This is a genomic window from Streptomyces sp. CNQ085, assembly GCF_022614595.1.
Classification (GTDB): Bacteria; Actinomycetota; Actinomycetes; order Streptomycetales; family Streptomycetaceae; genus Streptomyces.
On sequence record NZ_JAJFAU010000133.1, the window covers coordinates 1 to 13,889 of the forward strand.

At 73.4% G+C, this 13,889-nt stretch carries 14 protein-coding genes and 2 pseudogenes; 7 read left to right on the forward strand and 9 right to left on the reverse strand.

Annotated features, from left to right (window positions below):
• A partial coding sequence (locus LJ221_RS19295) for an ABC transporter permease subunit (RefSeq protein WP_241717988.1) occupies window positions 1-914 on the forward strand: 914 nt, incomplete at its 5' end.
• A 66-nt stretch (window positions 915-980) separates the two neighbouring features.
• Entirely contained in the window at window positions 981-1,946 is a 966-nt protein-coding gene (locus LJ221_RS19300; protein WP_241717989.1) for an ABC transporter substrate-binding protein, read from the forward strand.
• A 79-nt stretch (window positions 1,947-2,025) separates the two neighbouring features.
• Here the strand turns inward: LJ221_RS19300 and LJ221_RS19305 are convergent, their stop codons facing one another.
• The 7 genes and pseudogenes from LJ221_RS19305 to LJ221_RS19335 form a co-directional block, all read right to left on the reverse strand.
• On the reverse strand, window positions 2,026-2,238 hold the full coding sequence (locus LJ221_RS19305) for a GntR family transcriptional regulator (RefSeq protein ID WP_241717990.1): 213 nt from the start codon (window positions 2,236-2,238) through the stop codon (window positions 2,026-2,028).
• Between the two features lie 151 nt (window positions 2,239-2,389).
• Window positions 2,390-2,491 (reverse strand): annotated as a pseudogene (locus tag LJ221_RS19310) (GntR family transcriptional regulator); the annotation flags it as partial.
• Between the two features lie 110 nt (window positions 2,492-2,601).
• Window positions 2,602-3,105, reverse strand: coding sequence for a DUF3574 domain-containing protein (locus tag LJ221_RS19315; protein ID WP_241717991.1), 504 nt, complete (start codon window positions 3,103-3,105; stop codon window positions 2,602-2,604).
• Between the two features lie 42 nt (window positions 3,106-3,147).
• Window positions 3,148-4,047, reverse strand: coding sequence for a DNA-binding protein (locus LJ221_RS19320; protein WP_241717992.1), 900 nt, complete (start codon window positions 4,045-4,047; stop codon window positions 3,148-3,150).
• A 113-nt stretch (window positions 4,048-4,160) separates the two neighbouring features.
• Window positions 4,161-5,408 carry an MAB_1171c family putative transporter gene (locus tag LJ221_RS19325; protein ID WP_241717993.1) on the reverse strand — a complete coding sequence of 416 codons (1,248 nt, stop codon included), beginning with the start codon at window positions 5,406-5,408 and terminating at the stop codon, window positions 4,161-4,163.
• On the reverse strand, window positions 5,405-6,016 hold the full coding sequence (locus tag LJ221_RS23320; protein ID WP_241717994.1) for an ImmA/IrrE family metallo-endopeptidase: 612 nt from the start codon (window positions 6,014-6,016) through the stop codon (window positions 5,405-5,407). Before LJ221_RS23320 ends, LJ221_RS19325 begins: the two co-directional genes overlap by 4 nt.
• 245 nt (window positions 6,017-6,261) lie before the next feature.
• Complete coding sequence (locus LJ221_RS19335; RefSeq protein ID WP_241717995.1) at window positions 6,262-6,756, reverse strand: carboxymuconolactone decarboxylase family protein; 495 nt, start codon at window positions 6,754-6,756, stop codon at window positions 6,262-6,264.
• Between the two features lie 47 nt (window positions 6,757-6,803).
• On the opposite strand from LJ221_RS19335, the gene LJ221_RS19340 reads away from it, so the two are divergent.
• The gene (locus tag LJ221_RS19340; protein ID WP_241717996.1) at window positions 6,804-8,306 is read left to right on the forward strand and encodes a PLP-dependent aminotransferase family protein; all 1,503 of its coding nucleotides are present in this window, start codon (window positions 6,804-6,806) and stop codon (window positions 8,304-8,306) included.
• Between the two features lie 36 nt (window positions 8,307-8,342).
• Here the strand turns inward: LJ221_RS19340 and rocD are convergent, their stop codons facing one another.
• A complete protein-coding gene (gene rocD, locus LJ221_RS19345; protein ID WP_241718000.1) occupies window positions 8,343-9,539 on the reverse strand; it encodes an ornithine--oxo-acid transaminase in 1,197 nt (398 codons plus the stop codon).
• Between the two features lie 75 nt (window positions 9,540-9,614).
• Between rocD and trpS the strand changes: the two genes are divergently transcribed.
• The gene (trpS, locus tag LJ221_RS19350; RefSeq protein WP_241717997.1) at window positions 9,615-10,628 is read left to right on the forward strand and encodes a tryptophan--tRNA ligase; all 1,014 of its coding nucleotides are present in this window, start codon (window positions 9,615-9,617) and stop codon (window positions 10,626-10,628) included.
• Between the two features lie 57 nt (window positions 10,629-10,685).
• Window positions 10,686-11,270 carry a 2'-5' RNA ligase family protein gene (locus LJ221_RS19355; RefSeq protein ID WP_241717998.1) on the forward strand — a complete coding sequence of 195 codons (585 nt, stop codon included), beginning with the start codon at window positions 10,686-10,688 and terminating at the stop codon, window positions 11,268-11,270.
• A 100-nt stretch (window positions 11,271-11,370) separates the two neighbouring features.
• Here the strand turns inward: LJ221_RS19355 and LJ221_RS19360 are convergent, their stop codons facing one another.
• Window positions 11,371-12,963 (reverse strand): D-alanyl-D-alanine carboxypeptidase, encoded by a 1,593-nt coding sequence (locus tag LJ221_RS19360; protein WP_374228507.1) that lies wholly within the window; start codon window positions 12,961-12,963, stop codon window positions 11,371-11,373.
• Window positions 12,964-13,074: 111 nt separating this feature from the next.
• Between LJ221_RS19360 and LJ221_RS19365 the strand changes: the two genes are divergently transcribed.
• Both LJ221_RS19365 and LJ221_RS19370 read left to right on the forward strand, forming a co-directional pair.
• Window positions 13,075-13,323, forward strand: a complete 249-nt coding sequence (locus tag LJ221_RS19365; RefSeq protein ID WP_241717999.1) for an SCO4848 family membrane protein — start codon at window positions 13,075-13,077, stop codon at window positions 13,321-13,323.
• Window positions 13,324-13,406: 83 nt separating this feature from the next.
• Window positions 13,407-13,889: pseudogene (locus LJ221_RS19370) on the forward strand (metallophosphoesterase); the annotation flags it as partial.

Below are 13,889 nucleotides of genomic sequence, written 5' to 3' on the forward strand. Positions count from 1 at the left end.
CGGCGGCGCTCGTCGCCGCCGCCTCGGTGGCCGGATCGGCCGCCCTGGGCCGGCAGTGGCCCGAGCCGTGGACCGTGAGCATCTCCGCCCCGGTCAACACCGCCGTCGACTGGATCACCGACAACCTCGGCTCCGGCATCCCCGTCGTCGGCGGCACCGCCGCCTGGTCGGACAACTTCGCCCGCTGGGTGCTCAACCCGCTGCGCGACGGGCTCCAGGGCGCCCCCTGGTGGCTGCTGCTCCTGGCCGCCGCCGCCCTCGCCCTGCTGGCGGGCACCTGGCGCACCGCCGCGACCGCCGTGGCCGCGCTGGCGGCGATCGGCGCGATGGGCCTGTGGCCCACCTCGCTCAACACCCTCTCCCAGGTGCTCGCCGCGCTGGTGGTCACCCTGCTGCCGGGCGTCGCGATCGGCGTCCTGGCCGCCCGGGTGCCCTGGGCGGACCGGGCCGTCCGGCCGGTGCTCGACGTGATGCAGACGATGCCGCAGTTCATCTACCTCATCCCGGTGGTGGCGCTGTTCAACGTCGGCCGCACCGCCGCGATCATCGCCGCCGTGGTCTACGCGCTGCCCGCGGTCATCCGCATCACCGCCCAGGGCGTCCGGGAGACCGACCCCGGCGCGCTGGAGGCCGCCCGCTCCATGGGCGCCTCCACCGGCCAGCAGCTGCGCCACGTCCAGCTCCCGCTGGCCCGGCCCGCCCTGCTGCTGGCCGTCAACCAGGGGGTCGTCCTCGTCCTGGCCATCGTCGTCATCGGCGGCCTGGTGGGCGGCGGCGCGCTCGGCTACGACGTCGTCTACGCCCTGCAGAAGAGCGAACTGGGCATCGGCCTGACCGCCGGCGCGGCGATCGTCTGCCTCGGCGTCCTCCTGGACCGCGTCACCCAGCCCGCCACCCCTCGCGACCGGCGCTGACCGGGACCCCGCGTTCCAGCACCCCCACACACGCACAAGTAGCACCGACAGAAAGAGAGACCCGGCATGAACACCGGCAGGAACAGCAGACGCGTACGCACCACCCTGGCCGCCGGATCGGCCGTCCTCGGCCTGGCCGCGCTCAGCGCCTGCGGCGCCGCCGACACCTCCGCCTCCTCCGGCGGTGGCGACACCGTCACCATCGCCGTCCCCTCCTGGGTCGGCGCCGAGGCCAACGCGGCAGTCGCCAAGCACGTCCTGGAGGAGGAGCTGGGGGTCGAGGTCAAGCTCCAGCAGATGGACGAGCCGGTCGCCTGGGACGCGCTCGACAGCGGCAAGGTCGACGCGATCCTGGAGGACTGGGGCGGCGTCCCCAAGAAGGAGGAGCGCTACATCGAGGAGCGCGAGACGGTCGTTCCGGCCGGCGACCTCGGCGTGACCGGCCACATCGGCTGGTTCGTGCCCAAGTACTTCGCGGACGAGAACCCCGACGTCACCGACTGGAAGAACCTCAACAAGTACGCCGACGAGCTCAGGACCACCGAGAGCGGCGGCAAGGGCCAGCTCCTGGAGGGCTCGCCGTCGTACACCACCAACGACGACGCGATCATCAAGAACCTCGACCTGGACCTGAAAACGGTCTACGCGGGCAGCGAGGCCGCCCAGATCACCCAGATCAAGAAGTACGTCAAGGAGAAGAAGCCCTTCCTGTCGTACTGGTGGACGCCGCAGTGGCTGAACGCCGAGATCGACTTCGTCGAGGTGGAGCTGCCCGAGTACACCGAGGGCTGCGACGCCGACCCGGAGAAGGTCGCCTGCGCCTACCCCAACACCCCGCTGCAGAAGTACCTCAACGCCGACTTCGCCAAGGACGGCGGCGACGCCGCGCAGTTCCTGAAGAACTTCGAGTGGTCGACCGAGCAGCAGAACCAGGTCGCCAAGTGGATCGCCGGTGACGGCATGTCCTCGGAGGACGCGGCGGCCAAGTGGGCCGAGGAGAACAAGTCCACCTGGGAGAAGTGGCTCCCGTAAGGAGCCGGTAGCCCCGGAAGGGGCGGCCCCCACGGCCACGGGCCCGGAACGCGAGGTGCGTTCCGGGCCAGCCGCTTGTCTACGGACCTATTCCCCGGGCTCGGCCACGAAGCTGCCGAGTCCCGGCACGGTGTACGTGGCGGGACTCCGCCCGCAGCCGGGTGAGCGCCTTCTGCGCGGTGGCCTGTGCGACGCCGAACTCTGCCCGCAACTGGATCACCGAGGGTACCCGGGTGCGCGGCGGGCAGGTGCCGTTGGTGATCCGCCGCCGGATCACGTCGGCCGCCCGCATCCACCGGGGGTACGTCGGAGACGAAATCGATCACGGAATCAGCTGCCTGCGGTCTTGGGCTCGGGTACGACGTAGGAACCCTTGCCGGCACGGTGCAGACGAGCTCGCGCTCCCGGAGTTCGCGCATGGCGCGGCGCGCGGTCATCTGGGCGATCCCGTACTCCTCGGCGAGGCGGGCCGGAGTCGGGATCACCCGGTCCGGCAAGTACTCACCGCTTGCGGTCCTCGCTTCGATCACGTCCGCCAGTTGCATGTACAGCGGGTGTCCCGACTCCGGGTCAAGGCTCGTACCTTGCCCCCGTCCCCCGCCGGGACAGCGATCCGGCGGGGGACGGGACACGGGCGGGGCGGGGAGACAGGGGCTCAGAAGCCGGCGCGCACCTGCTCGTCCACCCGGCCGACGGACTCCAGCTCGTACATCCCGGTGTACCGGTCGCGGAGGTACTCGATGTCGGCGTCGCGGGCCTCCGCCTCCTCGCGGGGGTAGAGCAGGATCAGCTCGTAGGAGCGCTCGCCGTTGATGGAACCGGTCCTGTCGCGCCACTGGCCGTATCCCTCCTGGAGGGTGAGGCCGGCGGGGAAGCGCGGGGTGACGTGCTCGTCCAGGAAGTCCATGAACTGCTCCTCGGTGATCGGCGGCTCACCGCCGTGGCGGCCGGTGCCGAAGAAGAGCTGGGTGCGCACGTACGGCTCGGTGTGGGGGGAGTGGTACGTCCCGGACGCCTCGGCGCGGGCGGCGGCGGGTCTGGTGTCCCGTTCCTGGAGCGTGGTGGTGAAGGCGGTGGAGGCGCCCGCCGCGCAGAGCAGGGCGGCCAGCAGGACGGCGAGGCGGGTACGGCGTACGGGGCGGGGGGAGTGCGGTGTCATCGGGGCTCCGGTGGCTTGACGGGCGGGTGGTGGACTTCTCCCTCACCGGGTCGCTCGCGGGGGGAGTTCCCGCGCGAGCAGCACGGTTAGGTCTCGGGCGGTGCCGCGCAGTGCGCGCGGCACCCGGCGGCCCTCCCCGACGGCGGCGACCGCCTGCCGCAGGGAGTTCAGGGCGCGTACGGATCCCACGCGGGGAGCGCTCTCCGCCAGGGCGGACAGCAGGGCGTCCGTGTCGCGCCACGCGCCCGCGCGGGCCAGGACGCGGGCGAGTTCGGCGGCGAACAGGGCGCGGTAGGCGGGGCCGCCGTCGGACGCGACGGCCGCGTGGAGCAGGGCCGCGGCCCCTTCCGCGTCTCCCAGGCCGGCCAGTACGAGCCCGTGGTGGCCGTCGAGTTCGGCGCGGTCGAACCACCAGCTCCAGGAGGGGTCCCGCTCGGACGGGCCGTCCGCGGACATCTCGCGGGCGGCGGCCAGGGAGCGCAGCGCCCGCGCCCCGCTGCCGAGCTGGGCGTACGCGCGCGCCTCGCGCACATGGAAGAGGGCGGCCACCCGCGGCGGCAGGCCCCGCCGGGCCAGGACGGCGGATGAGGTGCGCAGAGACGCGCGAGGACGCATGAGGTGGGCCTGCTGCATGCTCAGCACGGAGAGCACCAGCAGCTCGATGGAGCGCTCCTCCTCGGGCAGGCGGCGGGTCAGGGCTAGCGCCCGCCGGTTGAGGCGGTACGAGGACCCGTGCCGTTCGGCGTCGAACAGGATCCAGGCGGCGACCTCGAAGAGCTCCGCGAGATCGGCCGGGTCCGCGAGGTCCGCGTCCGCCGTACCCGCTCCGCGGGCCACCGCGGACGCCCCGGCCGCCTCCACGGCCCGCACGGACCGCAGCGCCACGGGGGCGGCGTGGCGTGCTCCCAGCGTCCGGTCGAGCGCGAGGAGTTCGGCTGTCATGGCGCGGACGTCCGGCGCGGAGGGCGGGCGGGGTTCCATCGGTTTCCTGGCGGGGTCGGTCCTGGCGGAGCCAGGAGTTTCAGGGGGCGGCGTTCAGGGGCGGGAGCCGGGGATCAGGAGTGATCGCTTCCCCGCGGTGCCGAGGCCTGTCCGGAGGCCGCCCGTTCGGCCGCGGCCCGTGAGGTGGTCGGCCGGGCGGGGAGCCGGGCGAAGGCCCTGGCCACCTCGGACAGCCGGGCCACCTCCTGCGTGAAGTCCCCGGATTCCCCCGAGCCGCCCCGGCGTCCGGCCGGTGAGGGCGGAGGCGCGGGCGGCGCGGCGGATGGCGGGAAGGGCGGGGGGCCCGCCGGAGCCCCGGCCCGCGCGTCGAGGGCGGACCTCAGCAGACGGGCCTCGCCGGCCGGGGAGCCCCGCTCCGCGCCGGGCGGCAGATGCGGGCTCAGGGCGTGGCAGCCGTCGAGGATCTCGATGACGCGCCGGTGGAGCCGGTAGTCGAGGCCGGCCGGGGGGAGCAGGTCCAGCGGCCGCCTGGGCGGCGGTTCGAGCGCGATCGCGGGCACCGCCTCGTACAGGGCCCACCACAGGGGGCGGAGCCGCAGGTAGGAGCGGTAGCCGTACAGTCGGCCGGAGAGGGCGGGGCCCCAGGACGGCACCGTCCAGCCGAACACCTGCAGCAGTGCCCCCACGCTCCCGGCCAGCCAGTACGCGGGTTCCCAGGCGCTCATGCCGTGGCCGAGCCGGGTGCCGGCGATCTGGATGTAGCGGATGGCGCAGTAGAGCAGGATGAGCGAGGCGCCCGCGGTGACCGTCCACATGCCCGCACGCAGCCAGGCGCGGCGGGCGATGCGCGCGTAGCGGTAGGACAGCCGTACGGCCCCGACCTGTCCTACCGCGCAGACGGTGATGTAGAGGAGCAGGTATCCCGCGTAGCCGGGATCCCGCATGTTGCTCAGCAGCGTGTTCTCGGCGGAGGCGGTCTGCCGGTAGGGCTCCACGACGAAGAACAGCACGACCAGGACCGCCAGCGCGGCGGAGAACGCCAGCACGCGCCGCCGGGCCAGGACCGCCGCCCGCTCGGGCGGACGCGACCAGTGGACCAGTACGACCTGCTGGGCGGCCGTCAGCACGACCACCGCGGCCTGTGTCAGGAGCGTGGTGAGGTTCGGGTAGCCGAACAGGCGGGAGACGTCGTCGCGCAGCCAGTTGAGGTCGACGAGGAAGCTGATCCCGGAGCACAGGAAGTAGGTCTCCAGGGCCCACAGGGCCGGGTCACCCCTGCGCCGCAGGAGTTCGGGGAGCTTGTAGCAGAACGCGGCGAGCCCGACGAGGGCGCACAGATGGGACAGGGCGTCGTAGATCATCCGCGGCCGACGACGCTTTCCACGCGGGCCATCACGGTGGCCTCCTCGGGCGGCAGGGCCTCGGTGTCCTCCGGGTCCGGGGCCGCCCTGCGGTGGGCGTACGCCAGGATGAGCGACGCCATCATCTCGGCCTCCTGCTCGGCCCGGTCGTCGTAGGCGGAGCGTTTCAGCGACCTGTGGACGAGGTCCGGATCGGTGTCCGGGAAGAGGTGCGCCGGGACGGCCGGCCCGGGGAGCGCGCCGAAGTCGTGCTCGCAGATGATGTGGGAGAGCTCGTGGGCGATGATGTGCTCCTGGTGGGGCCTGCTGGTGTTCGCCCGGTAGACGATGACGTCCGTGTCCGGCAGGGCGATCCACAGGCCGTGGAGCAGGGGCTCGTCCAGCTCCATGGGGACGAGGCGGATGGCGCGCCCGCGCCGGCGGCCCACCCGCACGCAGACGGCCGTGATGCCGACGGCCCCGGTGGCGTCCGCGGTGTCCGGGGCGCCCGCCGCGCCGTCGTGGCCGGGGACGACGTCGATCTCGGCGAGGCGTCTTTCGCAGTCGCGCCGCATCTCCCGGAACCGGGCACGGCGGCGGCCCGGTAAGCGCAGGGGGGATGCTGCCACCGGTGTGTCCTTTCCGGCGCCTCCCGCTTCGCGCGGCGTCGCCTTCGGGGCCTGGAGGGGCGGCGCCGTGGGGCGGTCGGCGGGGTGTCGGTTTTCGGCGCCTCGTGGGAGATCGTCACCAACCGCCGGGCCGTGCGCAACCCACTGCCGGGATTGCGGCACGGTCACCGGCAAGTTGACTCAAAGACGCCCCTGGGCGCCGTGCGGCCCGGCGGCCGGTTCCGCGCAGGTGAAGGCGCGGGTGGTCACCGTCCGCTCGTGTCCCCGAGCGAGCCCGGGACGGCGCGGGTGGTCACCTGGAAGCGGTTCCAGGCGTTGATGGAGACGATCTGGGAGATCAGATGGGCCAGCTCGGTCTCCTCGAAGTTCTTCGCCGCCCGCTCGTAGACCCCGTTCGGCACGTAGTGTCCCTGCGGTGTGCCGCCGTCCAGCCGGGTGACCGCCTCGGTGAGGGCGAGCGCGGCCTGCTCCTTGTCGGTGTAGAGGCCATGGGCCTCCTCCCAGGCGTCGAGCAGGTCCAGCTTGAGCTGGTCGATTCCCAGCTTGCGGGAGTCGGCCAGGTGCATGTCGATGCAGAAGGCGCACTTGTTGAGCTGTGAGGCGCGGACCTTGACCAGTTCGGCGATGACCGGATCCAGCCCCTTCGACGCCGCGGCCTCGAAGGCGGCCATCCCCTTGTACACCTCTGGGGCGAGCTTCCAGAGGTTCATGCGCGGGCCGTGTTCGTGAGCTGTCGTCATGGTGACGACCCTAGGCGGGTGTCAGCCCAGGGGTATGGTCCACTTCCATGCGGGAATCCTGGGCCAATCCGGGTGGGAGCCCGGCCGTCGGCGCCGGCGGTGACCTCCATCTGGACCTCGGCGGGCCGGGGGGCTTGCGCGCCTCGCTGATGCGTGCCCTGCGCGACGCCGTACGCACCGGCCGCCTCGCCCCCGGCACCCGGCTGCCCTCCTCCCGCTCGCTCGCCGCCGACCTGGGCGTCGCCCGCAACACCGTGGCCGACGCGTACGCCGAACTCGTCGCCGAGGGCTGGCTGGCGGCTCGTCAGGGCTCGGGCACCCGCGTCGCGCCGCGCGCCGAACCGGCCGCGCCCTCCGGCCCGCCGGGCGCGCGCCCCACCGTCCCGCGCCTGTACGCCCCCGCCAGTACGCCCCCGCGCGTCCGCCACGACCTGCGCTCCGGGCGGCCGGACGTCTCCGCCTTCCCCCGCGCCGCCTGGCTCACCTCCGCCCGCCGTGCCCTGACCGCCGCGCCCGGCGCGGCCCTCGGCTACGACGACCCGCGCGGCCGGCCCGAACTGCGCCGCGCGCTGGCCGGTTACCTCTCCCGCGCGCGGGGGGTGCGCGCCGATCCCGAACGGATCGTGGTCTGCGCCGGGTTCGTGCGCGGGCTGGCGCTGCTGGGGGAGGTGCTGGGCGCCACGGTGGCGGTGGAGTCCTACGGCCTGTGGATCCACCGCGACCTGCTGGCCCGCGCCGGGGTGCGCACCGTGCCGCTGCCGGTGGACGACCGAGGCGCCGACGTGTCCGCACTGTACGCCGCGCAGGCGCGCGCCGCCCTTCTGACCCCCGCCCACCAGTACCCCACCGGCGTCCCCCTGCACTCCGACCGGCGCACGGCCGTCGTCGACTGGGCGCGGGCCACCGGAGGGCTGATCCTGGAGGACGACTACGACGGCGAGTTCCGCTACGACCGCCGGCCCGTCGGCGTGCTCCAGGACCTCGACCCGGAGCGGGTGGTCTACCTCGGCACCGCCAGCAAGAGCCTGGCTCCGGGGCTGCGGCTGGGCTGGATGGCGGTGCCCGAGGCGCTGCTCGGCCCCGTCATGACCGTCCGCCGGGAGACGGCCGAGAACTGCGGCGCCCTCGACCAGCTCACCCTCGCCGACTTCATCGACTCGGGGGCGTACGGCCGGCATGTGCGCGCCATGCGGCTGCGCTACCGGCGCCGGCGCGACCAGCTCGTGGCCGCGCTCGCCGAGCACGCCCCCGCCGTACGCGTCACCGGCATCGCGGCCGGACTGCACGCGGTGCTGGAACTGCCGCCCGGCACCGAGGGGCCGGTGCTGGAGGCGGCGCGGCGGGCGGGGGTGGCCGTGCAGGGGCTGGCGCGTTTCCGCCACCCGGCGGCCGCTCCCGCTCCCGGGCCCGCACAGCCCGGCCCCGGCCCCGGATCAGGCCCCGGTCCCGGACGCGACGCGCTCGTCGTCGGCTACGGCGCCCCGCCCGAACACGGCTTCTCCCCGGCCGTGGAAGCGCTGTGCGCGGTGCTGCGCGACGCCCTCGGGTGACCCGCCGGGGGAGGCCGCGCGGCACCGCGCCCGTACTCAGACGCCCAGCACCGCGCCGAGCCGCTCCAGCCCCCAGTCCAGGTCCTCCTTGGAGATCACCAGCGGCGGGGCGATGCGGATCGTCGAGCCGTGGGTGTCCTTGACCAGGACACCCCGCTCCATCAGCCGCTCGGAGATCTCCCGGCCCGTGCCCAGGGACGGCACGACGTCCACGCCCGCCCACAGCCCGCGCCCGCGCACCGCCTCCACCGCCCCGCCGCCCACCAGCAGACCCAGCTCGTGGTGGAGGTGCTCGCCCAGCTCGGCCGCCCGCTGCTGGAACTCGCCGGTCCGCAGCATCGCGACCACCTCCAGCGCCACCGCGCAGGCCAGCGGGTTGCCGCCGAACGTGGAGCCGTGCTCGCCGGGCCGGAAGACGCCCAGCACCTGAGCTGAGGAGACCACCGCCGAGACCGGCACGATGCCGCCGCCGAGCGCCTTGCCCAGCACGTACACGTCCGGCACCACGCCCTCGTGCTCGCACGCGAACGTCCGGCCCGTACGGCCCAGGCCCGACTGGATCTCGTCCGCGACGAACAGCACGTTCCGTTCGCGGGTCAGCTCGCGCACCCCCGCCAGATAGCCCGGCGGCGGCACCAGTACGCCCGCCTCGCCCTGGATCGGCTCCAGCAGCACGGCGACGGTGTCGTCCGGGTTCTCGTCGAGCGCGGCCCGCATCGCCTCCAGGTCGCCGTAGGGGACGATCTCGAAGCCCGGCGTGTAGGGGCCGTAGTCGGCACGGGCCTCGGGGTCGGTGGAGAAACTGACGATCGTGGTGGTGCGGCCGTGGAAGTTGTTCCCGGCCACGATGATCCGCGCCCGCCCGTCGGGGACGCCCTTGACCCGGTAGCCCCATTTGCGGGCCGTCTTCACCGCCGTCTCCACGGCTTCCGCGCCGGTGTTCATCGGCAGTACCGCCTCCATGCCGCACAGCTCGGCCAGCTCGGTGCAGAAGGCGGCGAAGCGGTCGTGGTGGAAGGCGCGGGAGGTGAGGGTGAGCCGCTCCAGCTGCGCCCGGGCGGCGGCCAGCAGCCGGGGGTGGCCGTGGCCGAAGTTGAGCGCCGAGTAGCCGGCGAGCATGTCGAGGTGGCGCCTGCCCTCCACGTCGGTCATCCACGCGCCCTCGGCGGAGGAGATCACGACCGGCAGCGGGTGGTAGTTGTGCGCGCTGTGCGCGTCGGCCGCGGCGATCAGTTCGGCGGACGCGGTATGCGCGGGGGAGGCGGAACACGGGTGATCCCGGCGGCGGCCCTCTGCGAGAATGACGCCATGGCCACTGACCGTCCCCGTGTACTCTCCGGCATCCAGCCCACCGCGGGCTCCTTCCACCTCGGCAACTACCTCGGTGCCGTCCGCCAGTGGGTCGATCTGCAGGACACCCACGACGCGTTCTACGCCGTCGTGGACCTGCACGCCATCACCATCCCGCAGGACCCGGAGGAGTTGCGCGCCTCCACCCGGCTGGCCGCCGCCCAGCTCCTGGCCGCGGGGCTCGACCCGGAGCGCTGCACCCTGTTCGTCCAGAGCCACGTGCCCGAGCACACGCAGCTCGCCTGGGTGATGAACTGCCTCACCGGTTTCGGCGAGGCCTCCCGGATGACCCAGTTCAAGGACAAGAGCGCCCGGCAGGGCGCCGAGGCCACGACGGTCGGCCTGTTCACCTATCCCGTCCTCCAGGTCGCCGACATCCTGCTCTACCAGGCCGACAGCGTCCCCGTGGGCGAGGACCAGCGCCAGCACATCGAGCTGACCCGCGATGTCGCCGAGCGTTTCAACAGCCGCTACGGCCACACCTTCACCGTCCCCTCGGCCTTCATCCTCAAGGAGACGGCGAAGATCTACGACCTCCAGGAGCCGACGGTCAAGATGAGCAAGTCGGCGGCCTCTCCCAAGGGTGTGGTCAGCCTGCTCGACGAGCCGAGGACATCCGCCAAGAAGATCAGGAGCGCGGTGACCGACACCGGGACCGAGATCCGCTACGACGAGAAGGAGAAGCCCGGCGTCAGCAACCTGCTGGTGATCTACTCCACCCTCACCGGTACCGGGATCCCGGAACTGGAGCAGCAGTACGCGGGCAAGGGCTACGGTGCCCTCAAGACCGATCTGGCCGAGGTCGTCGCCGCCTGGGTGGCGCCCTTCCGGGAGCGCACCCAGGAATATCTGGACGACCCCGGGACGCTGGACTCGGTGCTGGCCGGAGGGGCCGAGAAGGCGCGCGAGGTCGCGTCGCGGACTCTGGCCGCCGCGTACGAGAAGGTGGGTTTCGTGCCCGCCAAGCGCTGACGGGACACCGGACGACCGGGGGACGAGGAAACGGCGGGGACGAGGAAGGAGAAGCACGTGGGGACCGTCACGTTCGGCGTATCGATCGCGGTCCCGGAGCCCTACGGCAGCCTGCTCCAGCAGCGGCGCGCCGGCTTCGGTGACAGCGCGGCCCACGGCATCCCCACCCATGTGACCCTTCTGCCGCCGACCGAGGTGGACGCCGCGCACCGTCCCGAGATCGAGGAACACCTCGCCCGGGTGGCCGCGGCGGGACGGGCCTTCCGGATGAGGCTGTCGGGCACGGACACCTTCCGTCCGCTGTCGCCGGTGGTCTTCGTCCGGGTCGTCGAGGGCTCCTCGGCCTGCGGATGGCTCCAGGAGCGGGTCCGGGCCGAGGACGGCCCGCTCGCCCGCGAGCTGCGGTTCCCCTACCACCCGCACGTCACGGTCGCCCACGACATCGCCGAGGAGGCGATGGACCGGGCGCACGCGGAGCTGGCCGACTTCGAGGCCGCCTGGACGGCGACGGGCTTCGCGCTGTACGAGCAGGGCGAGGACTGTGTGTGGCGGCTCCAGAGGGAGTTCTCCTTCGGCGGTTCCACGCACCTGCCCCTGCCCCCGCAGCCGAACTTCTCCAGACCCCCGGCCCCCTCGCTCTGACGCGCCCCGGCGCGCCGGCCGGGGGGCCGGGGAGCCGGTCGCGGCCCCACAGCCACGCTGCCCCACGGCCCGCTCGGGCCGTGGGGCAGCGCCGGGTTCCTCAGGGCGTTCCGGCGTCCTTCGCCGTCCCGCCGGGTCCGGCGGGCGACTCCTTTCCGGAGCCCTCCGCTTCCCCGGAGGCGGGTTTCCCGGGCTTTCCGGGCTTCTCGAGTTTCCCGGCCGTCCCGGCTGTCCCGGGTGCTCGGGGTTTCCCGGCGTTCCCGGTGTCCGCCGCGTCTTCGGGCACCGAGTCGGCTGCCCGCGGCCTCCCGGGTGCCGGCGGCCTCGTCACGATCCTCTCCAGGGCGCCGGGGTTCCCCGGGCCGCCCAGGACAGCCGGGCCCCGCGCTCCGCGCCCCGGGCGGGGTACACCGGCCATGCCCGGCAGCGGCCAGCGCCGGTGCACTCCGTACGCGACCGCGCCGAGTGCCACCAGGACGGCCGCCACGATCATCAGGGCGGTACCCGCGCCGTCCGACGGCTCGTACGTCCTGGCCGCGTTGGGTGTGGTGGGGCCGGTCTGCCGCGCCCCGTCCGCCTGGCTGCCGGGCCTGTCGTCGGTGTTCTTGCCGAGCCCGTCCACCGTCCCCTCGGGCGGCACGAGCTCGCCCACGGGCTCGGTCCTGTCCGCGGCCTCGAAACCCCAGTCCAGGAGGTCGGCGGTCTCCTTGTAGACGCTCAGGCCACCCCCCTCGGGGTGCATGACGGTCACCAGCAGCACCCGGTCGCCGCGCTGGGCGACACCGGTGAAGGTGGACCCGGCGTTGGTGGTGTAGCCGTTCTTGACGCCGGCGATGCCCTCGTACGGTTCCAGGCCGGGGGCGCCGGTCAGTAGACGGTTGGTGTTCTGGATCTCGAAGCTGCCGCGCTTCTTCCCGCCCTTCCCCTCCTCCACGTCCCCGGGGAACTGCGCGCGGACGGTGGCCGCGTACGCGCGGAAGTCCGGCTTCCGCATCCCCGAGCGGGCGAACAGGGTGAGGTCGTAGGCGGAGGAGACGTGCCCCTCGGCGTCGTAGCCGTCGGGACTGACGACATGGGTGTCCGTCGCGCCGAGCCGCCCGGCGTGCTCGTTCATCTCGCGGACGGTCTTTTCCACGCCGCCGTTCAGCTCGGCCAGCGCGTGCACCGCGTCGTTTCCCGAGCGGAGGAAGACGCCCTTCCACAGGTCGTCGACCGTGTAGGTGAGCCCCTCCTTGAGGCCCACCATGCTGCTGCCCGGACCGACCCGGAGCAGTTCCTCCCGGGAGACGCGGTGGACTTGGTCCTTGTCGAACTTCGGGAGCAGGGTGTCGGCGAACAGCATCTTGACGGTGCTGGCCGGGGCGAGCGGCCAGTGCGCGTTCTTCGCCGCCAGCACGTCGCCGGTCTCGGCGTCCGCGACGATCCACGCGCGCGAGGTGATGGAGTCGGGCAGTTCGGGGGTGCCGGCCCCGGCCCGCGGTGCTATCTGGACGCCGGGAAGACCGAGGCGTTCCCCGCCGACGGTGGACATCCGCGCGGGCGGGGAGGGCTCCCCGGGCCTGTCCGACACGGCGTGCGCCGCGGCCGGGGCGCCCGCGAGGAGGCAGGGCAGGAACAGTGCGGTGGCGGCGGCGAGGCCGCGGGCGCTGCGCACTCGGCGCGCGCGGGCGATTACGCAGTGGTTCTTCGACACGGAGTGAACGTATCGGCTCCGCGACGGCGGGGAACCTCCGAGAGGACCATCGCGGTGGCGGGAGACGCCCCTGTCAGTGATTCCGTTGAGCCGATAGACATACTTATAGGTGTGAAACTCTCTCGCCCCCTCTCGTGGTTCCTGCTCGCCTTCGGGGCGTGGAGCTGGTTCGTGTGGACCAACTTCACCGGGAACCTGTGGAAGGACAGCAGCGGCCTGGCGTTCGACGACGCCGGCGCCCCGACCACCTACTTCTGGATCCACCTGGTGCTGGCGGCGGTCTCGCTGGCGCTGGGCACGGCAATCGGGGTCATCGGGCTGCGCGGTCTGCGGGCCCTGCGTGCCCCGCGCGGCGGCTGACGGCCGCCGGCCGAAGGAACGCATGACGACCGCCGATACGTTCGGCTGAGGACAGACAATCGGGCAGGGGAGTGGAGCAGGGCATGGCCTTGGTGTTCGTGGGCGTCCTGGTGCTGGTGATCGCCGTTCTGGCGGCAGTGCACTGGTACCTGTGGAGGCGCCTGGTGCGTGACGTGGCGGTGCGCGGCACCTGGTACAGACGGGTGGGCACATCCCTGCTCGTCCTGCTGCCGGTGACCGCCGTCGCGGCGCAGAGCGCCGGACGGGCGGACGTGCCCTTCGTGCTGAAGCAGATCCTCGCCTGGCCGGGCTTTCTCTGGCTCGCCATGGTGCTCTACCTGACGCTGGCCCTGCTCGCGGGCGAGGCCGTGCGACCACTGCTGCGCCGCTTTCTGGAACGGCGGGACGCGCGGCGGGTGGCCGGTGGGAGCGCTGTCGGGGCGGGCGCCTCGGGCGCCCCTGACAACACCGCCGCGCCGGCGGCCGCCGCCGCCGCCACCGCCACCGCCACCACGGAAGCGGGCGCGGGCGCGGGCGGCGGCACCCCGGCCGGGACGGTGTGCACG

Coding starts and splice junctions, on each gene's coding strand:
- LJ221_RS19315 (WP_241717991.1), bottom strand. CDS start 3,105: ATGACACCGCACTCCCCCCGCCCCGTACGCCGTACCCGCCTCGCCGTC.
- LJ221_RS19305 (WP_241717990.1), bottom strand. CDS start 2,238: ATGCGGGCGGCCGACGTGATCCGGCGGCGGATCACCAACGGCACCTGC.
- LJ221_RS19335 (WP_241717995.1), bottom strand. CDS start 6,756: ATGACGACAGCTCACGAACACGGCCCGCGCATGAACCTCTGGAAGCTC.
- LJ221_RS19320 (WP_241717992.1), bottom strand. CDS start 4,047: ATGACAGCCGAACTCCTCGCGCTCGACCGGACGCTGGGAGCACGCCAC.
- trpS (WP_241717997.1), top strand. CDS start 9,615: ATGGCCACTGACCGTCCCCGTGTACTCTCCGGCATCCAGCCCACCGCG.
- LJ221_RS19300 (WP_241717989.1), top strand. CDS start 981: ATGAACACCGGCAGGAACAGCAGACGCGTACGCACCACCCTGGCCGCC.
- LJ221_RS19325 (WP_241717993.1), bottom strand. CDS start 5,408: ATGATCTACGACGCCCTGTCCCATCTGTGCGCCCTCGTCGGGCTCGCC.
- LJ221_RS19340 (WP_241717996.1), top strand. CDS start 6,804: ATGCGGGAATCCTGGGCCAATCCGGGTGGGAGCCCGGCCGTCGGCGCC.